The following is a 26,336-nucleotide window of genomic DNA, read 5'->3' as shown; positions in this document are numbered from 1 at the left end:
CCCGCGTCTGCGGTGTCCTTGGAGGAAATCTCAATCGAGCACGGCGGCGACGGCCTCGATCTCGACGAGTTGGTCCTGGTAACCGAGCACGGTGACGCCCATCAACGTGCTCGGGACGTCATGGTCAGCGAACGAATCCCGGACAACCTGCCAGGCGGCCACCAGGTCCTCCCGCCGGGCCGATGCGACGAGAACCCGTGTGCTGATGACGTCCTGGAGTGATGCGCCCGCGGCAGTAAGAGCGGCCTGCATGTTCTCGATGGCTTTCGCCGCTTGGCCCGCGTAGTCCCCGATCGCTGCTGTGGAGCCGTCATCGTTCAGCGGACACGCCCCTGCAAGGAAGATCAGGCGCGACCCAGCGGGCGCCGTGGCCGCGTAGGCGTACTCGGCGACGTCGGACAGGGCGGTGGAGCGGATCAAAGTGACGGCACGAGCCACGGTCGTGGGGTCCTTTCCCCTCGGGGGTGCAGCGCGGTCATCCTGCCAACGGCCAGTCGGCTTCCGCCTTCCCTTTTCTCACCGCCCCGCGAGAACGCCGTCACTTCTGCTCGACCTTCTGCAACTTGCCAAATCGGCAACACTCATCGCGTCGAGTGGCTGCCGAGCCGCATGATCGATGGGGACCCGCCGGCCGCCCGCGAACCGAGGAGAAGTCCCCATGCGATCAGAGCCGACCGCCGCACTCCGCCACCGCACCGTCGAGGCCCCTGCCGGGCGCCTGCACCTGGCAGAGCAGGGCACCGGCCCGCTGGTCCTGCTCGTGCACGGCTTCCCCGAGTCCTGGTACTCCTGGCGCCGCCAACTCCCCGCTCTCGCCGCGGCCGGGTACCGGGCAGTGGCGATCGACGTACGCGGCTACGGCCGCTCCTCCAAGCCCTCCGCGACCGACGCCTACCGCATGCTCGACCTGGTGGAGGACAACGTCGCCGTCGTGCGCGCCCTCGGCGAGGAAAGCGCGGTAGTCGTCGGCCACGACTGGGGCTCCAACATCGCCGCCGCCTCCGCCCTGCTCCACCCCGGAGTCTTCCGCGCGGTCGGCTTGCTGAGCGTCCCGTACACGCCGCCCGGCGGCCCCCGCCCCACCGACATCTTCGGGCAGATCGGCGGCCCCGAGCAGGAGTTCTACGTCTCCTACTTCCAGGAGCCCGGCCGCGCAGAGGCGGAGATCGAGCCCGACGTCCGTGGCTGGCTCGCAGGTTTCTACGCGGCTCTGTCCGCCGACACCATGCCGGCCGAGGGCGAGCCCGACCCGCACTTCGTCGCCCCGGGCTGTCGGCTGCGCGACCGTTTCCCCGCCGGCCCGCTCCCGGCCTGGCTGAGCGAGGACGACCTCGACGTCTACGCCGGGGAGTTCGAGCGTACCGGCCTGACCGGCGCCCTCAACCGCTACCGCAACATGGACCGCGACTGGGAAGACCTCGCCCCCCACCGCGGCGCCCCGATCAAACAGCCCGCCCTGTTCATCGGCGGCGCCCTGGACGCCTCCACCACCTGGATGGCCGACGCCATCGACGCCTACCCCACCACTCTCCCCGCTCTGTCCGCCTCCCACCTCCTGGACGGCTGCGGCCACTGGATCCAGCAGGAACGCCCCGACGAGGTCAACAGCCTGCTGACTGACTGGCTCGCCACCCTCCACGACTGAACCAGGCGGGCTGGCTGGGCACCTTGGCGGTGCATTGCGGGAGGGCCGCGCCGAGGTAGCGCATGCTGATCGAACCGGCCTGAGGTCACAGCAATCGGTCGACCAGCCCGTCGATGTAGTCCGGGGTGAGCGGGACCATGCCGAACAGGACGCGGATATACATCGGGGCCAGGATGTGGTCCAGCACGTCGAACGCGTCGGGTGCGGGCTCGCCACGATCGCGGGCGCGATCGAGCATGGCCTGTAGTTGCCGGGTGCGTTCGGCGCGGAGGGCGGCACCGGCCTGCAGGCCGCGCTGACCGCTGCTCGACAGGGCGACTGCCAGGTGCAGCACCGCCGGTCCGTCGGGTCCGGTGATCTCGCGGGCCACTTGGGCTGCGTACGTGCGCAGGTCGCCGGCCAGGCTCCCGGTGTCGGGCATCGGCGACTGCGCGTTCAGGCGGGTGAGCGCCACGTCGGTGAGCAGGCTTTCCAGGCTGCCCCACCGGCGGTAGATGCTGCTGTCAGCTACGCCGGCGCGGGCCGCGACGTCGCCGACGGTGAAGTGGCCGTAGCCGCTCTCACTGATCAGGTCGGTGACGGCCTGGTGCACCTGCGCGCCGACGCGGGCACTGCGCCCGCCGGGCCGCCGGGCTCGCTGTCGCTCGTTCATGCCCCCACCTTAACGCAGTCGACACTTGCGTTTACGGCACAAGGCTCCTACAGTCGCCTAACGCAGTCGATGACTGCTTTAGGGTGCTCGGTCTATCGCCCCCTGGGTCGACCGTGGCCGGGCACAACCAACGATTGAGGGGGACCCATGGCCGCATCGCATGCGACCGCAGGCAGTCGATCAAGCCGGACCGTGCTGCTCACGGTGACCTGCCTGGGCCAGTTCATGGTCCTGCTCGACAACACGATCGTTGGCGCGGCGCTGCCCGATATGCAGCACCGGCTGCACACTCAGTTGACCGGACTGCAATGGATCGTCGACGCGTACGTACTGCTGGTCGCCATGCTGCTGCTGTCCGGCGGTGTGTTCGCCGACCGGTTCGGCCGCAAGCGGGTGTATCTGACCGGCGTGGCGGTGTTCACCGCGGCGTCGCTCATGTGCAGCCTCGCGCCCTCGCTCGGCTGGCTGGTCGCCGGCCGGGTGCTGCAGGGCATCGGGGCCGCGGCGCTGAGCCCTGCCTCGCTCGCCCTGCTCGCCGCCGCCCATCCCGTGCCGCAAGAACGAATCAAGGCGATCGGGCTGTGGGCCGGACTCAGCGGAATCGGCCTGGCCGCGGGCCCGGTGGCCGGCGGCGTGCTGACCCAAGCCTTCGGCTGGCCCGCCATCTTCCTGGTCAATCTGCCCATCGGCGTGGTCCTGCTGCTGGTCGGCCTGCGCCACCTCAGCGAGTCCCGCAACCCGAGCGCCCCCGCGATCGACATCCCGGGCACGGCGCTGTCCGTTCTGGCGGTGGGGGTGCTGACCTACGGGCTGATCGAGGGCGGTGCCCGCGGCTGGACCTCACCGGTCATCCTGGGCAGCTTCACCGCCGCGGTGATCCTTCTCGCCGCCTTCGTCGCCGTCGAATCGCGTCGTTCCGCTCCGATGCTGCCGCTGCGGCTGTTCCGGCAGCGCCTGTTCACCGTGTCCAACACCGCCATGGTCGTGGTGGGGTTCGCGCTCATGGGCTCGTCGTTCTTCTTCTCCCAGTTCTTCGTGCACGTCCAGGGCAGCTCGATCCTGCGCGCCGGCCTCCAGACCCTGCCGCTGTCCCTCGCCATGGTGGTCGTCAGCCCGTACGCGGGCCGGCTCGCCGCCCGGCACGGCTTCCGCATCGTGGTCACCACCGGCCTGGCCCTGGCCGGCCTGGGACTGCTGGCGCTCGGCATGGTGCACGCCGACACCGGCTACGGAAACGTGTGGTGGCGGCTGGGACTCGCCGGCATCGGCTTCGCCCTGACCCTGTCCCCACTGACAGGCGCCGCCATCCAGGCGGTCAGCCCGCAGGAAGGCGGCCTCGCATCAGGCATCAGCAGCACCACCCGGCAGATCGGCGCGGTGCTCGGTGTCGCGGTGCTCGGAGCCGTCGTCCGCGCCCGGCAATCCGACGGCGCCACCTTCGAGACCGGCCTCGACAGCGCCTTCTTCGTCGCCGGCACCGTCACTTTGGCCACCGCCGTGTTCACCGGCCTGTGGCTGGCGAGGTCCAAGCCCGCGGAAGGCTCGGCGGCGCCGCGACGTTCCACCGATGCACATGCGGTCACCACCTCGAAGGAGGCATCTGTGAAAGGCCGTTGACCATCCGAACCTGGGCCGGCGACGCCCCCACAGGGCCCTGCGCGACATCCCGCAACCACGCGAAGGACCCCGACCTTGCCCCGCCCGACCCGACCACCGCACACCCGCTGCCCGCCCACGAACGCGTGGTGTTCCTCAACCCGCTGGTCACCTCACCGGACATCACCGTGGCCGAGTACACCTACGACGACACCCCGGATGGCGCCTCGGACTTCGAGCACCGCAGCGTCCTCTACGCCTACTACTCGGAGCGCCTCGGCTACGGCGTCGCCCCGGAGGCAGAGGGCCACGGCTATGCCACCGAGGCGCTGCATGCCCTGCTGTACCACGGCTTCGCCGAGGCAAGGGTGCGGCGGGTTCTCGCCGACACGGCCCACAACAACGTCGCCGCCCAGCGCGCTCTGAAGAAGGTCGGTCTGCGCCGCACCTTCTCCCACGAAAACCTCCACTCCTACGCCATTACAGGATGATCGCCGTGCGCTCTCTGACCTACTACGCCGCCACCACGCTCGACGGGTTCATCGCCGGCCCGAGCGGGGGCGATCCGACCGGACCCGACGGCTTCTTCACCGTCACTCCCGACTACCTGGAACACATCGTCACGCACTACCCGGAGACACTGCCGGCCCCCGCCCGTGCGGCGTTGGGCGTGACCGCGTCCGGCACGCGCTTCGACACCGTCCTGGAGGGACGCCGCTCGTATCAGCTCGGACTGGACGCGGGCATCACCGACGCCTACCCGCACCTGCGGCACTACGTCTTCTCCCGCACCCTGACCAAGAGCCCCGACGCGGCCGTCGAGGTGATCTCCACCGACCCGCTGGAGAAGGTACGCGAACTCAAGACCCAGGGCGGCAAGGGGATTTGGCTGGTCGGCGGCGCCGAGCTGGCCGGGGCCCTCTATCCGGAGATCGACGAACTCGTCCTCAAGGTCAACCCGGTCACGATCGGCGCGGGCATCCCGCTGTTCGCAGGGAAGTCCGAGACGAATCCGCGCGCGTTCACGATGACCGGGCACACGGTGCTGCCCAGCGGCACCGTCTTCCTCAGCTACACCCGTGCCTGACGACCGCATGAGCCAGCCGCCGCGGACCCATCACGTCCCCGGGCCCACTGCCAGGCCGACCCCTGATCCGACTACGCCGGACCCGTTCGACGTGGGGGCTCACTGCACGTCAACCGGTCCTGACGGGCGTAACGTCGTCACCCGGTTCGGGAACTCGGAACTCGGCTGGCAGCACTTCACTCGCTGACACAACATCAAGAAGTGTTCGCTCCTCGATGCGGCCCTCAAGGACAAGGTCGACGGCAACGACGGACACGGGCGCCTGGAGTGCGACGGTGTTGCCATCAGGACCGGTAGCCGTCCGCCGCAGGTGAGGTTTGTGGTAACCGTTCAGTACACGCGCAAGACCAAGGACAAAAGGTTCGACGCCGGACGAGGACCGAAGGTCGGTGTCGTCACGCCTTCTGCCGCAACCAGCCACACAACAAGTGCCCTGCATGGATGAACTAGTGACTGACCCCGAAGACAGGGAGCAGCAGGCGGCTGTCAGTCGCCTGCTGCTGTACTACCTCAACGCGCCCCTCGCCGAGGGCTGCCGCCTACGTGGAGTGCTGCCCGCCCCGGGAGCCGTCCGGATTGCCGTCCAGGCGGGCGATGCCGAGGACGCTGTCACCTTCTTGTACGAGATCCCGCACGACACCGTGGCCCCGTACTACATCCCCGGCGTCCTGCGCACCGTCCTGGCCGGTACCCAGCTCTACAGCTCCCGCGACGTCAGTGAAGCCATGGGGATGACCGTCATCCGTCTGCGCCCCGAGGAGATCACCCCGGACCCAGAGCCCGAACAAGGCCAGGCACTCACTGTCCTGCGCGCACTGGCGGACCCCAATGACGATGAGCACCCCTTCCTCCTCGGGTTCCTGTCGTTGGAACACCACAGGCTTCGTCTGTACGTGCAACGCCCCGACCGGCCGGGCGTCATCGGCGCCGACATCCGTCTCACCACTGCTCCTACTGCGCTGATCAGCTCCCTGCCGAGCCTCATCGAAGAAGACCAGTACCGACACCCGTCTCCCGGCGATCCCCACTGCGATCTCCTGGTGGACCTCACAAACTGGCAGGTCAGCTGAACTGCGTCGAGCCACCGGTGTCCCCATCGGTAGGCGCAGCTCACCGCGCACCCCGCGTGCGATCACCGCCGGCCACCCGGCCGCTGCCTCCGCCCCCGGTCCGGCTGGGCAGGGGCGAGGGGCCGCTGCACTTCTTGGTGCGACACGTGACGCCGCGGCACATCCTCGCTGTCCGGTCCCGGTCCCGGGATCGGCCTCGGCTCCCGGCTCCCGGCTCCCGGCTCCCGGCTCCCGGCTCCCGGCTCCCGGCTCCCGGCTCCCGGCTCCCGGCTCCCGGCTCCCGGCTCCCGGCAGGTGCCCTGCTCGTCGGCCACTCCTGCAAGCAACTCCGTTCGTTTCATTGACATTTCACTCACAAGTCCTACCGTTGGGAGCGCTCCCATAGCTGTGCAACTGGAAGGAGTTCCCCCCACATGCGCAAACAGATTCCGTTAACCGGGCGTTCGCGATCGCCCCTGCGCCGACCTCTCCAGGCGCTCGCCATGCTGTTCGCCGTGGTTGTCGGCGCACTGACCTGGTCGGCCCCCGCCCAGGCTCACGGCACCATCGTCGACCCCGCCTCCCGCGCGTACCAGTGCTGGAAGACCTGGGGCAGCAATCACACGAACCCGGCCATGCAGACCGAGGACCCGATGTGCTGGCAGGCCTTCCAGGCCAACCCCGACACCATGTGGAACTGGATGAGCGCGCTCCGCGACGGCCTCGGTGGCCAGTTCCAGGCGCGGACCCCCGACGGGACGCTCTGCAGCAACAACCTCTCGAGGAACGCCAGCCTGGACAAGCCCGGGCCGTGGAAGACCACCACCGTCGGCAACAACTTCTCGGTCCACCTGTACGACCAGGCGTCCCACGGTGCCGACTACTTCAAGGTCTACGTGAGCAAGCAGGGCTTCAACCCCAAGACCCAGACCCTGGGCTGGGGCAACCTCGACTTCATCACGCAGACCGGCCGTTTCGCCCCGGCGCAGGACATCACGTTCCCCGTCCAGACCTCGGGCTATACCGGACACCACATCCTGTTCACGATCTGGCAGGCCTCGCACCTCGACCAGGCGTACATGTGGTGCAGTGACGTGAACTTCGGCTGAGCCGAGAGGCGTCACACACAGCACCGGCCGCCGCCGGGCAGCGGTAACCCGCCGCCCGGCCGACCGAGCCCCGTCGGGGCGGACGGCCCTTGGGTCGCCCTGCCTCGACGGGGCTTCCTGCGCTCGTCGGCGTTGTCCCATTCCAGGTCTTCCTACGAGGCGAACCGCGAGCGCCGGCCGGTCGGGCGCGGGCGCGGCGGCGGGACCAGGCGGGCGAGCGCGGACAGCAGCGCGGCGTGCGCGAGGACGGGCTGCGGCAGGAGGCCGACGACGGCCTCGCGCGCCGCCTGGTCGGCGTGGTGCCCGCAGTGCGCGCGGCCAGGGCGCGGGTGAGCCAGGCGTCGACGTCGACCTGGACATGTGCCCCGGCGCGGCGGGTGAGCTCGTTCCGGACGATTTCGTCGCCCTCGCGGGGCTCGGCCTGCACCGACGTGGCCCAACTCGCGCAGCGCTAAGTGGTCAACTCTTGAAATCCTTCGGGGGTTGCCGCAGCAGTGGGTGCCGTGCCAGAGGGCCGGGAGGATGCCTGGGCGGTGAGGCGGAACTCGCGTGCGTGGGGTAGGACCCCCTCGGTGGCGCGGGCGCGGGCAGTGGTTCGGATGGGTGATCGCGGCACCGCGGGATGGGTCCGTGCACCATTCGACAGATAGTCTCTGCGCAGATAATCTAGGGATAGATCATCTAGTCGAGGAGACCCCTCATGTGGGAGTACGAGCACAGCATCGAGACCAGCGCCACCCCCGAGGCGATCTGGCGGCTCTGGGCCGACGTTGAAAACTGGGGCACCTGGAACGCCGAGATCGAGAAGATCGAGATGAACGGCCCGTTCGCGGCGGGAACGCAGATCACGATGACGCCGCCCGGGGACGACCCGGTACTGCTGCGCATCGCCGAGGCGGTCGAAGACGAACTATTCGTCGACGAGGCGCGCTTCAACGGCCTGCTGCTGCGCACCACCCACCGGATCGATCGGATCGACCAGAACCGGATCCGCGTGGTGTACCGGATGGAGATCACCGGCACCGGCGCCGACGAGGCCGGCCCGCAGATCGGCCCGGGCATCACCGCCGACTGGCCCGAGACAATGACCTCGCTGGCCGAGCTGGCGCTTCGCTGATGCCCCTCAGCCCCGGCGACAGCCCCGGATTCCTACTGTGGCACGCCACCCTGCGCTGGCAGCGCGACATCGCCACAGCCCTGGCCCCGCTCGATCTCACCCACGTGCAGTTCGTGCTGCTCGCCTGCACCTGGTGGCTCAACACCCAGGGCGAGCATCCCAACCAACTGGCCCTCGCCCGCCAAGCCGGCACCGACGTCAAGATGACCTCCCAGGTACTACGCACCCTGGAACACAAAGGACTCATCGAGCGTGAAGTCGACCCGGCCGACACCCGCGCCAAACGACTGCGCGTCACCGACACCGGCGCCGACCTGGCCCCACGCGCGATTGCCGCCGTTGAGCGCGCCGACGCGCGGTTCTTCCGACCGGTGCCCCTCGGCGACGCGGTAGCCATGCTCGGCCGCCTGGCCCATCCCGAAACCTGAAACGCCCGCACCGACAACCGCAGGCCACCGAACCCGAACCCACCGGTCGGTGGCATCTGCAACAGGTCAGCCCCACCGCCCCAAAAGGAATCGCCGCCTTCCTTTCATGCCTGTCACCCCCGCCGTGGCCGTCGTGCTGACCGCCTCCGAGCGCCACCGGCTGAAGAAGATGGCCTGTGGTCACCAGACACCGCATCAGGCCCGGCAGCGGGCAACCATCGTGCTTCTGGCGGCCCGAGGGTGCCCCGATGCCCGGATAGCCGCGCAGACGCGGATGCATGTGGACACGGTGCGCACCTGGCGGGGCCGGTTCACCGCCGGCGGCCTGCCCGCCCTGTCCGATCGCAGGCGCTCGGCGCGACCGCCCTCGTTCACCCCGCTGCAGGTCGCCGAAGTCAAGGCGCCGGCCTGCCAGTTACCTGCCGAGACCGGGACCCCGCTGTCACACTGGTCGTGCCCGGAACTGGCCCGCGAGGTGGTCGCCCCGGCCATATGGGCCTCCACCGTGCGCCGCTGGCTCAAGGCCGACGCGATCAAGCCCTGGCACTACCGGTCCTGGATCTTCATCCGCGACCCGAACTTCCAGGCCAGGGCCGCCCGCGTGCTGGACCTGTACGCCCGTACCTTCGACGGCGAACCCCTGGGCGAGGACGAGTACGTCATCTCCAGCGACGAGAAGACCTCCATCCAAGCCCGCTGCCGCTGCCACCCGACCCTGGCCCCGGGCCAGGCCCGGGCGATGCGCGTCAACCACGAGTACGGCCGCGGCGGCGCGCTGGCCTACCTGGCCGCCTACGACGTCCACCGCGCGAAGGTCTTCGGCCGCTGCGAACCCAAGACCGGCATCGTCCCCTTCATAAACCTGGTCACCCAGGTCATGAGCACCGAGCCCTACGCCAGCGCCAAACGCGTCTACTGGGTCGTCGACAACGGCTCATCCCACCGCGACCGAAAGGCCATCGCCCGCCTGACCAGCGCGTTCCCGAAGAATCCTCCGTCGCCCTGGCTGCCTGATCAACCCTCGAAGGACTTCGAGAGCCGACCACTAAGGGCTCGTTGGGGCGGGCGGCGATCCGCTGTGCCTCGCGTACGACGGCCTCCCGTTCGGCGTCGGCCGCGGCCTCGGCGACGACCTCGGCCCGGGTGACGTTGTCGGTGTCCGGGTCGTACACGGTTCCCGGCGCGACGGCAGTGAGCATCTGGTCGGTCCCTCCCACTCCGTGAGCTCCGCGCGGCTGCGGACGTCGTCGGCCAGGTCCTCATGCCGGGAGACCTGTCGTACGTCGAACCGGGCGTCCACGAGGGCCTGGGCGACGGCGATGTCCACGCCCATCGCAGGACGGTGTCCGACCGGCGGCCGGTGCGGGCGGGGTCGGACGGCTCACGGGACGCGGCGACGCGCGGGGTGAGCGGGCGGCGCGCAGTCGCCGGGGCGGCCAGGGCGTGGTCATCGTCGGCCTCGTATCCGTGGTGCGGATTCGGGAACGGGCCGCCGCCAGAGCGCTGTACCGAGTGAGAGGGGGGTGGAGCAGGCGGGTCGTCATCAGCGAGGCACGTGTCTTGTCACCACATGGTGGGAGGGCGTTAGCGGCTGCCGGTTCCGCCTGCCGCCCCCGCGCTCAGGAGACGTGCCGGGCCGGCTCTGCTCCGGTGTGGATCAGGAGGTCGATGAGTACGTGGGCGAGTCGCTCGGGCTGGTCCTCGGGGATGAGGGTGGACGAGTCGGCGATTTCGACCAGTCGGCCCTGCGGGTACAGCTCGGCCAGCCGGGGGCCGTGCTCACGCGGCATCAGCCGGTCCTCGGTCGCCCAGACGACCAGTACCGGGCGGTCGAAAGTACGCAGTCGCTCGCTCCAGGCGAGCAAGGTCTCGTGCCCGGGTGCGCCGGTGGCGAATTTGGCGAAGTCCCTGCGGATGGCCCTGCTGCGGGTGGCGGGAGCGAACCAGTCGTCCATGATCTCGTCGGGGACTCCGCGCACGCTCATCCCGCCGTATCCGCTCCGACTGTGACGGAAGGCGGGAGCACGCATGAGCCGCGTCAGGAGCCACACACCGCCGGGAACTTGCACACCCGTGCCATGGCCTTGGCCGGCCCTGGCGGGAAGTTGTCGAATGCCTCGCAGGCCACCAGCACCAGGCGCGCGATCCGCTGGTCCTGTCCTTCCGACACCAGGAACTGACCCCCGCCCCAGTCGTTGAGGACGAGAGTCACGCGGTCCAGGCCGAGTTCCTCGATGAACTCACCCAGGAGCCGGGCGACACCGCGCTGGGACAGGTCGGCATCCGGGTTCATCGGCTGCCGATGACCGCCCAGGGGCAGCGTGGGCAGGACGCAGCGGTATCCGTCCAGCAGCGGGACCACCTTGCGCCACTGGGTCTCGTTCATCGGCAGACCGTGGCCGAAGACCAGCACAGGACCCTCACCACCGGTGTCCTGGTAGTCGATCGGTCCGGACGACAACTCGATCCTTGGCATCCCCACCCCCTACTTGATAGATCGTTCTACTGTAATCTTGGAGGAGAGGGGAAGGGGAGGCAATGGGACAGTCGGACACGCGAGCCAGGATCCAGGGCGCCGCCGCGGCGCTGTTCCGTCGACACGGCTACTCGGCCACCGGCCTGAAGCGGATCGCGGCAGACGCGGACGCACCGTTCGGCTCGATCTACCACTTCTTCCCCGGCGGCAAGCAGCAACTGGCCGAGGACATCATCCGTACGTCCGGAACCGCGTACGGCCGAATGGTCCTGGCTCTGCTGGACAGCGTGCCCGACCCCGTGGAATCCCTCGTGCACGCATTCGAAGCGGCCGCGGACGACCTTGTCGCGACCGACTATGCCGACGCGTGCCCGATCGGGACGGTGGCTCTGGAGGTCGCGAACAGCAATGAGGTGCTGCGGGTCGCGACGGCAGAGGTCTTCGAGGAGTGGGTCGGCACGGCGACGCGGTGGTTCGGACGCTGGGTGGCCGAACCGGAGACGGCGCAGTCCCTCGCGTACTCGATGGTCATGATGCTGGAGGGAGCCTTCATGCTCAGCCGGGCCGCCCGTGATCCGGAACCGCTGCGCGTGGCCGGCCGCTCGATGGCCGCGCTGCTGCACACGGCCATCACCCAGGCCGACCAGGACTGATCACGAACAACGAGAAAGACAGCCCCTGCACGCGCAGCGCACACCTCACCGCCGGCTCCACGCGCTTGCGGACCGCTGTACTGACGCAAGAGCGCCGCCGCTCCCATGCAGGATCAACGCCGGCGCGCAGGACGGCCCGGTGAGCAAGTGAGCCAGGGTGTCCATGGCGCGGGGCTCCCGGGGTCACGCCGGGCCATCGAGAGGATCGTCCGCCCATCTGCCCAGGAGTCGGCGCGACAGGCTCGTCTGTTCGGTCGGCGCCTGGCCCGGGGACCGGCCGGTGACGTGCGGAAGCAGCCGTCGGACCTCGGCGGGGACGAGAACGCCGACATCGGTCAGGGGTGGCAGCGCGCCGAGAATGCAGAGGCCGGCGGCGGCGAGCTGGACGGCGTGGGCGGCCGGCCAGCCGCCGGCCGTCTCGTCGGCCGGGAGCAGGGGTGCAGAAGTCGGTGGCGAGCGGGTCCGCTTCCCGTTGTTCGCCCCTGGAAGGCCCCGGCGGCGGCCCGGTCGCCCTCACGGCGGGCGCCTCGATGTCTACGGTGCGTAGCCTCGGCGGAGACCTGGGTGGTACCGGACGACATCCTGACCGTTCGGCTCGGTCCCGAGGCCACTGAACCCGCCCAACGACGAGGGCCAACCCTCCGGTTGCAGGCGACCGTCTGCTGCGAAACCCTTGGAAGTGGGGTTCTTGTCGGCCCACGCGATGGCCGGCCGCGCGGAATGGCGCCACAGCCGAAATCACCTTGTGCACTCACGACTCTTCCGCACCGGCTCGCCGCGGGCGACATCCCTTCTGCGCCCCGGACTCAGGGGCGACCGGCGTGCAGGTGGGCGTGATGGGCGCGGGAGGAGTATGCCTTATAGGCATATGCGGTTGCTGTTCAGTCAGTCCGGGCCGGGGCCGGGTGAGATGTCCTGCCGACGGCATCCGGTACGAGCGGAGAAAGGTCGCGGTGGAATGGACGTATCACCTGAGATGCTGGCAGCCAAGGATGCGCTTGCCGCCCTTTTGCGGCAGGCATTGCCCTTCCTGCCTGGCGTGGCGGGCGTAGATATCGGCTTTCGCCAAGATGGGGTCGAACTGACGGATGAAGTCGCCATTCGGGTCTTGGTCACCGACGGGGACAACGTGCCCAGCCAGCTGGATGCCCTGACGGCCGACACCCCTTTCCCCGTGGCGGTTGTACAACGCGACTTCACCCCATTAGTGGACAACACCACCTACGACCCAGTGATCGGTGGAGGCACCGTGAAGGCGGAACACGGTGGATTCCTCTCTGCTGGCGGCACCTTGGGCGGCATTGCGAACGACGCGATGTTCGGTGGGCGAGTCGGGGTTTCCTGCGCGCACGTGATCGCGAGTAGCACGGAGTCAGTGAACATCGTCCAAGGGGACCCGATATACCAGCCCGGCCTGAACCGCAAGGTCGGTAGACTCCACCGCTGGCAAGACGCCACCGATACGGCTGTGTTCACGTTCGACGACGCCATCGCCTTCGATGGGGCCATCGCTGATATCGGAGCTTATAGCGGCATGTCTCGGGCTGCATTGGGAGATGCAGTGCGGAAGCGCGGCAAAAGGACACTGCTCACCACCGGCCGTGTGAGTGCGGTGGGGCTACAGCCGCTCGGGATCGGCACTCCTCCTAATTCATTCGAAATCTATACCGACGACGTAGTAAATCAGCCGATCTTTGCGGAAAGCGGCGACAGCGGATCTCTCATCGTCAATCTTTTCGACCAGGTGGTGGGGGTTCTCACGCAGAAGGGAATCGAGTACAGCAAGATCGTCACCATCGGCACCCCGCCTCCAGGCGCAATATCCGGGTTCGCCACGCAAATGATGACCGAAGGTTCGGTCACTGGTGCTGCCGACTCAGTCGGGATCAACTTCTGAGGGGGCGGTTCGCGGGCAATGAGGTGGGTGGCGGGAGCATGCACTATCAGCCAGCAGCAAGTCAGCACGGGAGCATCGGAGCGGGTAGCTACGGAGCCCACGGCCGCCGCCGCATCCACGCCAACCTCGAAAATGCTTCGGCCGCCGCCTCGCTTGCCGAATGAGTCCCTCCTGCACCGCGAGAAAGTCGAGAAGCGGCGCAACAGTTCGGCCACCAGAGCTGCGGGTACATCGCGGTGAGACAGCGGACGCCGTCGCTTCAACGCGGGCCCCGGGCAAGGTCCGCGTGTCCGGAATTCATTCATCCTCCTGAGCGCTCTGCCACCCTGTTGCCTGGCAAACCGACGGCAGTCAGGGGGGAGAACGTTGACGACACCCACCACTCCAGGCAGCGATCCGCCTCAAGCCACACCCCCTGCTACACCTCCGGCGGCGCCGCTTCCTGCCGCAACAACGCCACCTTCCACTCACGACACGTTCGCGAGCGGCGTCGCAGAAACTCTCGCACCTGGCGCCGGGGCACTGACGGGATGGAAACGGTGGCGGTATGTGGCCCTGGTGGTTGCAGTGACCGTCTCTCTATCGGTGCTCACTTTGTGGGGCGGGGACCTCTGGAACTGGTGGCGAGCCGACGAACACATGCGTCAAGACGAAGCGGCTCAGTCCCGCTTCGACGAAACCAGGGCACCCTTCACAGTCGTCGTGGAGCGTCTCGCTGAAGACGAGTACCAACCCGATCGCCTCATCGACCGTCCCTTCACGTCGGCCGAGCTGCGCAAGCTCATCGCACTCAATATGCAGGATCCAGAAGACATCAAGGACTTCGACTCGATGATGGCGGAACGCAAGGCGCGACGCGTGAACGCGCCATCATGGGCTACCGCTATGCCCGCCACCGCGAGCGTCTACCAGCTGAACATACACAGCGAGAAGGACGACGCCCTGACCATCAACGGCCTTGAAGCGATGAACGTGCGATGCGGAGACATCCCCACCGCAAGGACCGTCATCAGGTTCCCCAGTCAGGGCGAGGTCAGTGCGGCCGGCCTGCTGCTGGATCTGGACTCTCGCCCGAAAACCCCGATCAACACCGACCACGACGCACCCGACGCAGGCAAGCCGTACTTCTCGCGCCACGGGATCGCTATCGGTGGTACCGAGTCACCGGGGCTGGTGAGACTCGAAGCAGCAACGGGGATGGCGCGGTGCACGTTCAACCTCAGAGCTCGCTATACGCACACGGACACGGAGGTGCATTCGATCGTCCTCACCAACGGCGGACAGCCCTTTGTCGCCGAGAGCACTCCCAAGCGCCCGGAGCAGGAGATCATCTTCAGTATCCCGGACAGATCGTTCGTTGACTGTTCGCAGCGATGGGTCCCAGGGTGCAGCGAGTACTGGAAGTGATCCTCGAGAGGACGCACATGCCCATTGCCTGGCCGGCTATCGGCGCCCGACGGTCCATGCCCGGCTGAACGCTGCGGCGGCCAGCTCCTCCGCCGCAGACTCCGCGCCCCGGCCGACTTCATCGCCTGCTCCCGGTTGCAGCAGCCGCGGAGGGGTCGCCTCCGGCAGTTTTCGCGCCGGCACTCTGGCCGCACCGCACGGGCCTCCACCGCTCGGTTGACCGGGCTCCGACACCTGCTGGCAGGGACCGTAGGTCTGCTCGAACTGCTCATCCCCGTCACGGGCGCTGCTGGGCACGGCGATCGCCTCCGAAACGCTGACCATCCAGCAACTCGCGGACTGGCCCTGGTCCTGGCCGGCGTCGCCCTCGGCCGGCCCGCGCGCGGACGACGTGCTAACGGTCAGGGCCCGGCCTGCCGGAGAAGACCGATCCGAGCGAGAGACGCCTTCCCGGAACACCTGCCGGGGCGAACCCTGGCGATGCGGATGTGTCCCAGGGCCATACCGCTCAGGCGTCCGTCACGCCAGACCGTGCCGGTCCAGGCTTCCGACACGTTCCCGTTGAGGACCGCCCGTTCGTCCAGCCGTCTGCGGTCCCGCTCAGACGAGGTAGCAACGGCTTCACAAAGGCCACCCGGCATCGGACACTTTGATCGCTCTGGAAGAGCTGGTTCAACGCGGCGTAGTCAGCACCAAGTCAGCACGGCAGAGGTGAAGACGGGTGCTGACATGGGCTTTCCGTCAGCACCAAACCAGCACGGGGTTCGTGGCGTCCTGACTCGGTGCCGGCCGACCTGCGTCGCAGCTACACACCCTGAACTGATCGTACTGATGCGAGGGGTGTCTGCGGCCGGCCCGGTTCGTGGGAGGTCCGAGCCGAGCCAGAGCCCGCGCCTTATCACGCGCTCCTGACCGGTGGCCCGGAGCGGGCCGTCCGGTCGGGACGCCGGCGGCGGGGGACGCTCGGGCCCGCCCGCCCTGGCGGACCCGGTCTTTGCCCGGGATCGAGCACCCGTGCGCCCGCCCGCTGCGTAGCGTGGAGGGCATGACGCCTATCACTCCCCGCGAGGCGAGACGCTGCTTCAACGCGCATCATCCGGTGCACGCGGCCTACTACTTCGCACCCGAGCACGACGAACGCTACGGGCGCCTCGGGCTGGAGGCCGGGCCCATGGCCTACCTGGCCGGGCGCGCCGCCCCGCTCGGGAGGGTGGGAGCCGGGGTGGTCACGGCCACCTTCTACAACTTCCACCCGGCCCTGGTGGCCCGTCACCTGCCCCAGGCCTGGGAGGCAGCCGCACCCGAGACGGTTCTCGCGACCCGCCTGGAGATCACGGACTCCTATCTCACCCGGTTGCTCGGACCCGATGCCGTCGCCTCCGCCGAGATGCGCGAGGCGGCCGGCCTCGCGTTGCGCGCCGCGGAGGCCTGCACCCGCCCGGGGCGGCCCTTGTACTCCGCGAACGCCGATCTGCCGGTGCCCTCGGCCCCGCATCTGGCGCTGTGGCACGCGGCGACCCTGCTACGCGAGTACCGGGGCGACGGCCACGTGCTCACGCTTGTGGAGGCCGGCCTCGACGGACTGGAGGCGCTGGTGTCCCACACCGCCACGGGAACGAACTGGAAGCCCGGCTATCTCCAGGCCGCGCGCGGTTGGTCCCCGGCGGAATGGGCCGCGGCGCGCGAGCGGCTGCGCGGGCGCGGGTTGATGGACGCGGAAGACGGGCTGACGGAGGCGGGGGCGGAGCTGCGCCGGGAGATCGAGGCCCGTACGGACCGCTTGGACCTGGCCCCCTACGAGCACCTGGGGGCGGAGGGCACCCGCCGGCTCACCGAGCTGGCAGGGGCCTTCTCCAAGGTGGTGCTGGCGGGTGGAGGGTTGCCACTGCAGAACATCGGCAGGCGCTGAGCGTCCGTTCCGGACAGTGACGGGAAAAATGGCCTAAACCCTTACCGGAAGGGGGGAATCGATCGCCGCGCCAGGCGGTTGTCGGGTGCAGAACCAGGTTGGCGCTCCGCCTGCCCGGGCTGAGTCCATGCGGTGGGAAAGTGGCCGCGCGGCGACGAGAGGGGCACACAGAATGGCGCAAGCAGAGGGTGTAGGGCAGGTCACGGACGCCACGTTCGCCGACGAGGTGCTGAAGTCCGATCTTCCGGTGCTGGTGGACTTCACCGCCGACTGGTGCGGTCCCTGCCGCCAGATCTCGCCGGTGCTGGCCGCGATCGCGCAGGAGAAGGCCGGGGAGCTGAAGATCGTCCAGCTGGACGTGGACACCAATCCGGAGACCCAGGCCAAGTACGCGGTCCTGTCGATGCCCACGCTGATGGTCTTCCGGGGCGGCGAGCCGGTGAAGTCGCTCGTGGGCGCCCGGCCCAAGGTGCGGCTGCTCCAGGAACTCGCGGACGTCATCTGACGCCGACGGTCATGGTGTACCGACACGGGGATGCCCCGGCGCGTGAGCGCGCCGGGGCATCCCCGCGACCGGTCACCGGCATAGTTCACCCGCAGCCGTTCACCCGTGGTCCGTCGTGCGCGTCGCCCGGCGTGCGGCGACTGTCGCGGCGGTGATCCGGCGGGACAGGGAACGCCGGTGGTCACGCAGGTAGAAGTGTCCGCCCCCGTAGAGGTACAGACCCCGGAAGAGGGGGGCCCGTTCGGCCCAGGCAGCCAGCCGGTGGCGGGTGACGACCATGTCGCTCTCACCCCCGAACACGGTGAGGGGCACCGCGAGCGGCGGGGCCTGCGGGTCCGGGTCCCAGCTGTCAACAAGCTGGAAGTCGCTGCGGAACACGGGGGCGAAGTGCCGCCACAGGGTTTGGTCGTCGAGCAGCTCCACCGGCGTTCCACCGACCTGGCGCAGCCACCCGCGCAGTTCGGTGTCGGTCAGCAGGTGCCGACCGCCGGGCGGGCGGTCGGCGGCCGGGGCGGGCACTGGGCAGGCGGAGAGGCCGAGCCAGACGGGAGCGGGCTCCCCGCGCCGGACCAGGAGCTGGGTGAGTTCCTGGGCAATGATGCCGCCCATGCTGTGTCCGAAGAACGCGAACGGACGGTCCAGCCAGGGCCGGAGTTCCTCGTGGAAGAAGGACACCAGCTCTTCGACCGTGCCGAGCGGCGGGCTGCCCCGCAGCCGGCCCCGGCCGGGGGCGCTGAGCAGGCAGATCTCCCAGTCCGGCGGAAACTCCGTCTCCCAGTCCCGGTAGAGCAGCGGCGAGCCGCCGGCGTGGTGGAAGAGGAACAGCCGCAGCGACGCACCGGGTACCGGCCTCGGCACGCTCACCGCCCCGGAGCCCCCGGCCCCGAACGTCCCGGCAGCCGGAGCGGCTGGGACGTTCGGGGCCGCGAGCGCGAACGGACCGGATGGCCCCCTCGGGACCGTGCACTCCTGTGCGGCGGGGAAGGGGATACGGCTCATCGGACGGTCTCCCGCGGCTCGCCGGCCGGCAAGACGGCGGCATGCATCCGGGCGAACTCCACCACCTGTTCCCCCACCGCCGTCAGGCGGTCCTGGACGTGGGGATCGGTGCAGCAGCCGTCGGCGTGGAAGCCAATCCGTCCGTCGCCCAAGACGACGCCCAGCGGGGTGGGCCACCCGCGCAGGGCGTGCACCACGTCGCGCAGGGCGCCCAGCGTCGCAACCGCCCCCTGCCAGCCCTGGCCGACCGCGACACAGCCGACGGCCCGCCCGCTGAAATAGGGGCGGACGTCGGTCCGCAGGTCCTCGACGTGGTCGAGGGCGTTCTTGACCAGCCCGGAGATCGTGCCGTGGTATGCCGGGCTCGCCAGGAGCAGGCCGTCGGCGGCCGCTATCTCGGTGACGAGGCGACGCGCCCGCACGGAGCGCACCGCCTCCTTCGGGTCGTACATCGGCATGGCGAGCTCCGACCCGCCGATCAACGTCACCTCGGCCCCCAGGCGTTGCGCGGCGCCCAGGGCGACGCGCAACGCCTGTTCCGCGATCGAGCCAGGCCGGGTCGACCCCCCTATCCCGACGACCTTGACGGTCCGGTCCATTCGTTACCCCCGTGTGCGTGCCGTACTGACGGATCGGGCCGGGTCAGGCCGAGGCGGGCTCTTCGATGTCGGCCAGCGCACTCTCGTGCAGGTCACGCTTGCGGATGAGGGCGAAGGCGATGACCGCGCCGACCCCGCACGCCACGGCGCACAGCAGCATGACGTCGGTCAGCCCGTTCACGAACGCGGCCCGCGCCGCTTCGACGACCCCCGCGCCCACGCCGCCCTGCTCCAGCGCCGCGACACCGCCGGTGGCGACGGCCTGGCCCGTGGAGTGCACGGCGTCGCCCAACGGCGCCGTCGCCTCCGATGTCGCGAAGTCCGCGACGACCTTGTGGTGGAACAGCGCGCCGAACGCCGCGACGCCCACCGCGACTCCGACCTGCTGGAAGGTCTCCCCCATGCCGGAGGCCATGCCGCCCTTCTCAGGAGCCACCACTCCGATGGTGACGGCGGCGCGCGGCGGGTTGAACAGGCCCATGCCGATGCCGGTGACGATCAGGCTGGGCAGCAGAGCCGTCCAGGAGCTGTCCGCGTCGACCAGGGCGATCAATCCCATGCCGATCGCGCACAGAGTCAGCGAGACCCCGAGCAGCAGGCCGGGGGCGACCTTGTTGACCAGGTTCCCGGACGCGGCGGCGATCAGGAACATCGTGACCATCATCGGCAGGAACCGCAGTCCGGTTTCCCACGGCGAGAGGCCGAGGACGTTCTGCATGTACGAGATCTGCAGGAAGACCGCGGCCAGCGTGGTCGCGTTGGACAGGAAGGTGGCCGCGCACACCCCGGCGAAGGTCGGGATGCGCAGCAGGGACAGATCGAGCATGGCCGCATCGCCCAGCCGCCGTTCGACGGCGACGAAGACGACCAGCAGGACGACGGCGCCCGCGAACAGGGCGAGGATCGGCGCGCTGCTCCAGCCCTCGGCCTCGCCGCGGACGAACCCTAGGACGAGTAGCGTCAGCGCGACACCGAAGACCACCATGCCGAGCCAGTCGATGCGGTGCGCGTGCGGGCTGCGCGATTCCCGCAGCCGCAGTGCGCCGGTCACCAGGGCAATCACCCCGATCGGCACGTTGACCAGGAAGATCCAGCGCCAGCTGAGGTTGTCCGTCAGGAAGCCGCCGACCAGAGGTCCGCAGGCGAGCGCGAGACCGGCGACGGCCCCGAAGATGCCGAAGGCCGCGCCGCGGGCCTTGCCCCGGAACTCGTGGCCGATCAGCGCCGGGCCTACCGCGAACAGCACGGCGGCGCCGACACCCTGGAGGCCGCGGGCGACGTTGAGCAGGATGATGTCCTGTGCGAGGCCGGCCGCCAGCGAGGACAGCGTGAAGATCCCGAACCCGATGTTGAACAGCCGCTTGCGGCCCAGGCGGTCGGCCAGCGATCCGCCGGTGACGAGGAACGCCGCCAGCGTGAGGGTGTAGGCGTCGATCACCCATTGCAGGCCGGAGAAGTCGGCGTCGAGCGACCTGCGCAGGTCCGGCAGAGCGACGTTGACCACTGACACGTCGAGCATCAGCATGAACATCGCGACGCAGACCAGCGTGAGTGTCCATGGCTGGGCCCGGCGTGACGCCACCTCCTCCGCGGTGTCCTGGCCGACTGGTGTCGCTTGGGATGACATGGGGTTCTCCACTTTCATCGGTGATCGGGTGAATCCTCGGGGCGCGGCCCCTCGTGGACCGCGCCCCTTACGAGCGCCACGACCCGGACCGCACGTCGTAGACGTTCTTGTCCGTGCCCGTGATGCCGGACGCCTGGATCAGAGCCCGTCCGTCGGGGGTGACCACGGCGCACTGCTGCCGCCCTGAGACCGGGTCGTACCAGTGGCGCAGCCGTAGTCCGCCGGGCCAGGCTTCGGCCAGCTCCACGTCGTTCGCCGCGGTGTACAGGTCGATGGCGGCCAGTGCCGTCGGGACCATGGCCCCGACGGCGTCCGGGCGGCGCCCGTCGAGTACCGAGGTGCGCAGCAGGCAGTCCAGGGTGACGCTCGGCAGCAGGAACGCCGCGTACGGTGCGCCACCGGCCGGCAGGGTGAGCCGCAGCTCGGCCGAACCACCGTCAGGCTCCAGTCGGGGTTCGCGCAGTGAGCTGAACACCCCGCTCAACTCGATGGGGGTGCCCGGAAGTTCGTACGTGTTCGGGCCCGCGCCACCGCCGGCGGGCGCCGGCGGGCACCAGGGGCCGGTCTGGAGCGACCGGGCGAGGTGGACCACCATGCGGGTGTGCTCCCGCTCGGGCACGGGGCCGGCGGCGGGGCTGGTGACCCGGACCCGGACCCGGTCGTCCTCGCGGGTGGCGGTGACGCGCAGGGTGCGCGGCCAGCGGTGGTGGGCGGCCCGGATGAACTGCGAGAGGACGACGTCGGTGATCCGGGCGGGCAGCAGGCCGGGCGCGAGTTCGGCCGCCGCCTCGGCCGCCATCTCCAGGATGAAGGTGCCCGGTACGGTCGGCCGGCCGTCGACCAGGTGCTCCAGCAGGTAAGGGTGCCCGGCGAGGCCGATCTCCACGGTCCACACCGCCGTGGAGCCGTCGGCCTCGGGACGACTCGTCAGGAACACCCGCCGTTCCGCGCGGTGCGGCGCCCTGTGCGGCGCCTGTGGCTCGGCGGCCGCGGTGGCCAGGCAGAAGTCGCGGAAGCCCGGGGCGCGGCGCTGGAGGGTGTTCCAGTCGTTGTCCCCGATCCACGTGGTGGCCAGGCCGTGACTGCCGCGTCCGGCCAGTTCCGTACGGAAGAACTCACGGCCCTGGGCGTCGGTGAGCTGGCCGATCTCCGCCTGGCGGGCCAGGAAGGCACCACCGGGGGTGTCCGCGGAGGCCATCCCGGACTCGACCCACAGACCGGAGGCGAGGGCCACCTCGTCGCGGCCGGTGATCGCTCGGCCGTGCGCGGCGGCCAGCGTCAGGAACTCGTTGCCCGCGCCGTAGTCGAACTCGCCGCGCAACGGCGTGAACGCGGAGACCGACGAGACACTGGCCCACAGCAGCGGCTGCCGGTCGGCGAGGGCGGTGCGCAGGTGCGCGTATCCGCGCACCTTCACGTCGCGCACGGTCCGGAAGTCGGCGAGCTTCTTGCGGGCGAGCATGCTGGTGCGGGCCAGTCCCGCACCGTGCAGTACGACGTCGGCCCGGCCCTCGGCCGCCAGTACCTCGTCGATGACGCGGCGCACGGCGTCCGCGTCGAGCACGTCGCACTGCCGGTAGTGGACCCGGCCGGGGCCGACGGTCCTCTCCAGCTCGCGGAGGGTGTCGGCGCGTTCGGCGTCCTGGAGCGAGCGGTCGTAGAGCCGGTTGAGTTCGCCGATGGGCCGGCCCGGGTAGCGTGCCATGAGGGAGCGCAGCGCCTGGGCGCGGTCCGGCTCGGGGGGTTCGGCGGAGGTGGGGCCGGGTTCAGGTCCGGTACCGAGCAGCCACACGGACTGCGGTGTGCAGCCCGCGACGACCTCGTGGACCAGGTGGGCGGTGAGCCCCCGGGCCCCGCCCGTGGCGACGATCACGGGGTGGTCGGGCAGCGCGATCCCGGCGTTGGGCGCGGGCGCCCCGACGGGCAGCAGCAGTTGTTCGCACCGTTCGCCGCCGACGAGGTAGACCACCGGCAGGAAGCGGTGGAAAGCCGATTCCTCGGCGAGCCGGTCGAGTCCGGCGTCCGCGGCGCACAGGCTGGTGCCGAGCGCCAGGACCAGGCACCCGGTGAGCTCCTGCTGGAGACTGCGCACCACCCCGCCGAAGAGGCCCGCGTACGGCAGTGGGATCGCGCCGTCGAGCACGTCCAGCATCAGCACCGCGTAGCAGCCGCCGTCGTCGAGCGCCTCGGCGCAGACCTGTGCGGCGACGAAGGCCAGGTCGTCGAGGTCCAGGACGCGCTGCGGCACCACCTGTTCCGGGGCGCACCAGCGCTGCCCGCTCACCACGACCCGGACCTGTCCGAAGCGGCGTCCGTCCTTGGCCACGACCCGCGCGAGGTCGGCGGCGTCGTCGAGGTAGGTCACCGGGAAGGGCACGTGCGAGGCGAGCGGCGCGGGCCCGTGGGTGACCACGAGGACGTCGGGCGGAAGCGGGACGGACACGAGGGTCTGCGGATCGTCGGTGAGGACGAGGCACCCGGGCGGAACCGCCTCGACGGCCGCGCGCACCCTGCGGCCCGGTACGGGCCGCAGGACCAGCGCGTGCCGCTCCGAGTCGGCGGCGAGTCCGGTGGCGGGGCGGGCGGCGGCAGCGGCCGGGGGCGGCCCGTCCTGCGTGCCGGGCGTATCGGTGGTGACCAGCAGCCCGGGTGTGTGGGCGTCCGCTGAGGGGTGCAGGAGCGTACGTCCCCGGGGCGCGTGCAGGGCCTGCAGCAGAGCGATTGCGCCCTGCGCACTCCGGTAGTCGCGGCTGTCCGCCACACCGGTGGCCATGGCCTCGGCGGCCCCTGCGCCGCCGGTGCGGGCCGGGACGAGGGTGAGGGAGCCGAGGACCTCCATACCGAGCGACTCGGCGGTGGAGCGGTGCGTGAGGACGAACCCGATGGCGGCCTCGGCCGCTTCCCGGCCGTCCGGGGTCTCCAGGTGGGGGGTGACGGTGCTGATCCCCATGACGATCGCCAGGTCGAGCTCGCCGTCGCGCAGGTAGCGTACGGCCGTGGCCAGCGCGGAGTGCACGGAGTCGGGGCCCGCGTCGAGGGTCATGTTCGGGCCGTGCAAGTCGAGGCGCTGGACCACACGGGCGGCGATGACGTTGGGCATCAGGCCGGGGTACGAGTCCTCGTTGCTGCGCGGGACCATCGCACGTACCGGGTCGCCGAGGAAGCTCGTGGGGAGTCCGGCGGGGCCGGTGAACTTGGCTTCGAGATCGGCGAGGTAGCAGCGCAGGTCGTAGCCCATCGCCGAGTGGGTCGGGCCGGTGTGCCCGACGAACACGCCCGTGCGTGAGGATAATTGCTCGTCCTTGACCCAGTCCCCCGAGATCATGTCGGCGCAGCGCAGCGCCATCAGCTGGCTCCGGTCCATGGCGGCGAGCGCGGAGGGCGCGAGCCGGGCCTCGACCGGCGAGGGCAGCGGGTAGGAGTCCCCGAAGGATGCGGGCCAGGTGGGGGCGCCGCCGGCGAGCCAGGCCTCGACGCGCTCCGCGTCGGGCAGCTCCGGCAGGTGCGCGGCCGAGGCGACGACGACGATCGGGTCCTCGGCCTCCGCGGTCGCGGGCGTCCGTGCCTCCGATACCGCACCGCCCCCTCCCGGGTGGCCGTCGGTGAGCAGGAGGTGGCCGTTGGTGCCGCCGAAGCCCATGGCGGAGACGCCGACCATCCGGCGGCGCCCGGGCCGGGCCGGCCACGGCACCTGCGCGGTCGGCACCTCGATGCGGCCGTCGAATCCGTCCGGCAGCCGGTCGAACTGCTGCTGGGCCGGAATCACCTGGTGGCGCAGGGCCAGCAGCGCGTGCACGGCCGAGACCGCGCCGGCCGCCCAGCCGGAGTGCCCCACCAGGGACTTGTTGGAGGTCATGGTCCACGTCTTGCCGGGACCTGCGCTCTCGGTGAGGGCGGTCATCTCCGTCTTGTCGCCGGTCGGTGTTCCGGTGGCGTGGGCGACGATCCAGTCGACGTCCTCGGGACCGGCGTCCGCCGCGGACCAGGCACGGTCGAGGGCGAGGCGCTGGCCGGTGGCGTTCGGCGCGTAGATCGCCTTGCCCCGGCCGTCGGACGAACCGCCGAAGCCGGCGACGAAGCCGAGGATGTCGTCCCCGTCGGCGACAGCGCGGGTGTACTTCTTCAGGGTCAGCACGGCCGCGCCGTCGCTGAACAGCACACCGTCCGCGTCCTGGTCCAGGGCGCGCACCGAGCCCGACTGGGACAGCCCGCGGAGCTTGGAGAACAGCACCAGGCTCTGCGCCTGGAGTGCGAGGGCGCCGCCGCACAGCGCCACGTCCGTCTCCCCCGCGCGCAGTGCCCGCGCGCCGAGGTCGATGGTGTAGAGCGAGGAGGAGCAGGCGGTGTCGACCACGACTATCTCGGCGGACTCGGGCAGGTCGTGGGCCGCGGTACGGGCGATCCGGTACGGCAGCAGGTTCCCGGGGGTGTCGGTGGCCAGCGGGTACAGCACGTCGAGCCCGTCCGGCAGGGGCGTCCCCGCGTCGGCGAAGACCCCGCGGACCCCGGCGGTGACGAGGGCGTGCTCCAGGTGCTGGCTGCCGTCCGGGGTGAGGCCGACGGCGAACAGCCGTCTGTCCTCCGGGCGGATGGTGACGCCGTCCGTGGCCTGGAGGAGGGCGTGGCGCAGCCACTGTGCGCTGAACTCCTCGCTGTCGAAGACGCCGGAAGCGATCTCCTCGCGCAGCCGGGGGTGCGGGTCGAAACCGTACATGAAGCCGGCGACGCGCGAGTACGTACGGTCTTCCGCCGACCGGTCGGCGGACCACATGGTGTTCAGGTCGAAGCGCTCGCCGGGCTCCCGGAAGACCGGCTCGCCGCTCTGCAGGAGCTGCCAGAACTCCTCGGGGGAGCTGGCTCCGGGCACCGCGATGCCCATGCCGACGACGACCACGGCGTCGTCGTCCTCGGGGACGACCGGGGGCGGTGCGGCGGGCTGCTGCGGGACGGGCACCGGCTCGACGGTGAGGACCTGCCCGTGCACCGCCGAGGCGGCGTCCGAGAGCAGGAACGCGACGAGCTGCACGACGGGTTCGGCCGGGGCGCCGTCGGCCACGGAGACGGCGTTGACCCGGGCCGGGGCGTCCGGCCCCGCAGCCGGCCCGGCACGGACCTCGTCGAGCGCGGTGCGGGCCGCGCCGTCGGCGGCGGGCTCGTCGCCCGCGTGCGGGGTGCGCACGGCCACGGAGACGACTGCGCCGACGCGGCCGTGCTCCGCCAGCGCCGCGGCGAGCCGGTCGCGCGGCAGCTCGCCGGGGCGGGTGACGACCAGGTGCGCGCCGGTCGCGGCGAGCCCTTCGGTGAGGGCGGCCACGAGGTGGGCGTCGGATCCGGTGACCAGGACGAGCCGGCTGGAAGAGGCGGTGGACATGATCAGACTCCCGTGGTCGTGGTTCGTTCAGCGAGCGGCGGTCTGCGCCTCGGCCACGAGTTCGGCCAGCTCGGCCAGGGTCGGCTGGACGATGAACCGGCCGTCTGCGGCCGAGTCGCGCAGCCCGAAGCGAGCGGCCACCTGCCCGAGCATCTCGGCTCGCTTCAGTGAATCGATACCGAGGTCCGCCTCCAAGTCCGCGTCCCCCGT

At 70.3% G+C, this 26,336-nt stretch carries 21 protein-coding genes and 1 pseudogene; 14 read left to right on the top strand and 8 right to left on the bottom strand.

Going from position 1 to position 26,336, the window contains the following annotated elements; genetic code table 11:
* Positions 1-30: 30 nt before the first annotated feature.
* Entirely contained in the window at positions 31-438 is a 408-nt protein-coding gene (locus ACZ4SV_RS09520) for a RidA family protein (protein ID WP_468002865.1), read from the bottom strand.
* Between the two features lie 220 nt (positions 439-658).
* Between ACZ4SV_RS09520 and ACZ4SV_RS09515 the strand changes: the two genes are divergently transcribed.
* On the top strand, positions 659-1,645 hold the full coding sequence (locus ACZ4SV_RS09515; protein WP_468002863.1) for an alpha/beta fold hydrolase: 987 nt from the start codon (positions 659-661) through the stop codon (positions 1,643-1,645).
* 85 nt (positions 1,646-1,730) lie between these two features.
* On the opposite strand, the gene ACZ4SV_RS09510 is transcribed toward ACZ4SV_RS09515, so the two are convergent.
* Positions 1,731-2,297 carry a TetR/AcrR family transcriptional regulator gene (locus ACZ4SV_RS09510; RefSeq protein ID WP_468002861.1) on the bottom strand — a complete coding sequence of 189 codons (567 nt, stop codon included), beginning with the start codon at positions 2,295-2,297 and terminating at the stop codon, positions 1,731-1,733.
* 147 nt (positions 2,298-2,444) lie between these two features.
* On the opposite strand from ACZ4SV_RS09510, the gene ACZ4SV_RS09505 reads away from it, so the two are divergent.
* The 8 genes from ACZ4SV_RS09505 to ACZ4SV_RS09470 all read left to right on the top strand — a co-directional run bounded on the left by ACZ4SV_RS09505 (position 2,445) and on the right by ACZ4SV_RS09470 (position 9,830).
* A complete protein-coding gene (locus tag ACZ4SV_RS09505; protein WP_468002859.1) occupies positions 2,445-3,914 on the top strand; it encodes an MFS transporter in 1,470 nt (489 codons plus the stop codon).
* On the top strand, positions 3,911-4,384 hold the full coding sequence (locus ACZ4SV_RS09500; RefSeq protein WP_468002857.1) for a GNAT family N-acetyltransferase: 474 nt from the start codon (positions 3,911-3,913) through the stop codon (positions 4,382-4,384). Before ACZ4SV_RS09505 ends, ACZ4SV_RS09500 begins: the two co-directional genes overlap by 4 nt.
* A 5-nt stretch (positions 4,385-4,389) precedes the next feature.
* Positions 4,390-4,980 carry a dihydrofolate reductase family protein gene (locus ACZ4SV_RS09495; RefSeq protein ID WP_468002855.1) on the top strand — a complete coding sequence of 197 codons (591 nt, stop codon included), beginning with the start codon at positions 4,390-4,392 and terminating at the stop codon, positions 4,978-4,980.
* A 449-nt stretch (positions 4,981-5,429) separates the two neighbouring features.
* Positions 5,430-6,050: a hypothetical protein gene (locus ACZ4SV_RS09490; RefSeq protein WP_468002853.1), complete on the top strand. Its 621-nt coding sequence runs from the start codon at positions 5,430-5,432 to the stop codon at positions 6,048-6,050.
* Positions 6,051-6,463: 413 nt separating this feature from the next.
* Complete coding sequence (locus ACZ4SV_RS09485) at positions 6,464-7,138, top strand: lytic polysaccharide monooxygenase auxiliary activity family 9 protein (RefSeq protein WP_468002851.1); 675 nt, start codon at positions 6,464-6,466, stop codon at positions 7,136-7,138.
* A gap of 700 nt (positions 7,139-7,838) precedes the next feature.
* Positions 7,839-8,255 carry an SRPBCC family protein gene (locus ACZ4SV_RS09480; RefSeq protein WP_468002849.1) on the top strand — a complete coding sequence of 139 codons (417 nt, stop codon included), beginning with the start codon at positions 7,839-7,841 and terminating at the stop codon, positions 8,253-8,255.
* A complete protein-coding gene (locus ACZ4SV_RS09475) occupies positions 8,255-8,683 on the top strand; it encodes a MarR family winged helix-turn-helix transcriptional regulator (protein WP_468002847.1) in 429 nt (142 codons plus the stop codon). Before ACZ4SV_RS09480 ends, ACZ4SV_RS09475 begins: the two co-directional genes overlap by 1 nt.
* A gap of 106 nt (positions 8,684-8,789) precedes the next feature.
* A complete protein-coding gene (locus ACZ4SV_RS09470) occupies positions 8,790-9,830 on the top strand; it encodes an IS630 family transposase (protein ID WP_468002845.1) in 1,041 nt (346 codons plus the stop codon).
* 472 nt (positions 9,831-10,302) lie between these two features.
* On the opposite strand, the pseudogene ACZ4SV_RS09465 reads toward ACZ4SV_RS09470, so the two are convergent.
* Positions 10,303-11,159: pseudogene (locus ACZ4SV_RS09465) on the bottom strand (alpha/beta fold hydrolase).
* Positions 11,160-11,221: 62 nt separating this feature from the next.
* Between ACZ4SV_RS09465 and ACZ4SV_RS09460 the strand changes: the two are divergent.
* From ACZ4SV_RS09460 to trxA, 5 genes are all read left to right on the top strand, one after another.
* Entirely contained in the window at positions 11,222-11,812 is a 591-nt protein-coding gene (locus ACZ4SV_RS09460) for a TetR/AcrR family transcriptional regulator (protein ID WP_468002843.1), read from the top strand.
* A gap of 958 nt (positions 11,813-12,770) precedes the next feature.
* Positions 12,771-13,709: a hypothetical protein gene (locus tag ACZ4SV_RS09455; protein ID WP_468002841.1), complete on the top strand. Its 939-nt coding sequence runs from the start codon at positions 12,771-12,773 to the stop codon at positions 13,707-13,709.
* 549 nt (positions 13,710-14,258) lie between these two features.
* On the top strand, positions 14,259-15,116 hold the full coding sequence (locus ACZ4SV_RS09450; protein WP_468002839.1) for a hypothetical protein: 858 nt from the start codon (positions 14,259-14,261) through the stop codon (positions 15,114-15,116).
* Between the two features lie 1,045 nt (positions 15,117-16,161).
* Complete coding sequence (locus ACZ4SV_RS09445) at positions 16,162-17,025, top strand: SCO6745 family protein (protein WP_468002837.1); 864 nt, start codon at positions 16,162-16,164, stop codon at positions 17,023-17,025.
* Positions 17,026-17,197: 172 nt separating this feature from the next.
* Positions 17,198-17,530, top strand: coding sequence for a thioredoxin (trxA, locus tag ACZ4SV_RS09440; RefSeq protein ID WP_468002835.1), 333 nt, complete (start codon positions 17,198-17,200; stop codon positions 17,528-17,530).
* 99 nt (positions 17,531-17,629) lie between these two features.
* On the opposite strand, the gene ACZ4SV_RS09435 is transcribed toward trxA, so the two are convergent.
* From ACZ4SV_RS09435 to ACZ4SV_RS09415, 5 genes are all read right to left on the bottom strand, one after another.
* Positions 17,630-18,388 carry a thioesterase II family protein gene (locus ACZ4SV_RS09435; protein ID WP_468002833.1) on the bottom strand — a complete coding sequence of 253 codons (759 nt, stop codon included), beginning with the start codon at positions 18,386-18,388 and terminating at the stop codon, positions 17,630-17,632.
* A 137-nt stretch (positions 18,389-18,525) separates the two neighbouring features.
* On the bottom strand, positions 18,526-19,128 hold the full coding sequence (locus ACZ4SV_RS09430) for an NADPH-dependent FMN reductase (RefSeq protein WP_468002831.1): 603 nt from the start codon (positions 19,126-19,128) through the stop codon (positions 18,526-18,528).
* A 43-nt stretch (positions 19,129-19,171) separates the two neighbouring features.
* Complete coding sequence (locus tag ACZ4SV_RS09425) at positions 19,172-20,755, bottom strand: MFS transporter (protein ID WP_468002829.1); 1,584 nt, start codon at positions 20,753-20,755, stop codon at positions 19,172-19,174.
* 67 nt (positions 20,756-20,822) lie between these two features.
* On the bottom strand, positions 20,823-26,126 hold the full coding sequence (locus ACZ4SV_RS09420) for an SDR family oxidoreductase (protein WP_468002827.1): 5,304 nt from the start codon (positions 26,124-26,126) through the stop codon (positions 20,823-20,825).
* A gap of 27 nt (positions 26,127-26,153) precedes the next feature.
* A partial coding sequence (locus ACZ4SV_RS09415; protein WP_468002825.1) for an acyl carrier protein occupies positions 26,154-26,336 on the bottom strand: 183 nt, incomplete at its 5' end.

Source organism: Streptomyces sp. NPDC027672, from assembly GCF_055566335.1.
This window is presented reverse-complemented; position numbering and strand designations above follow the sequence as displayed.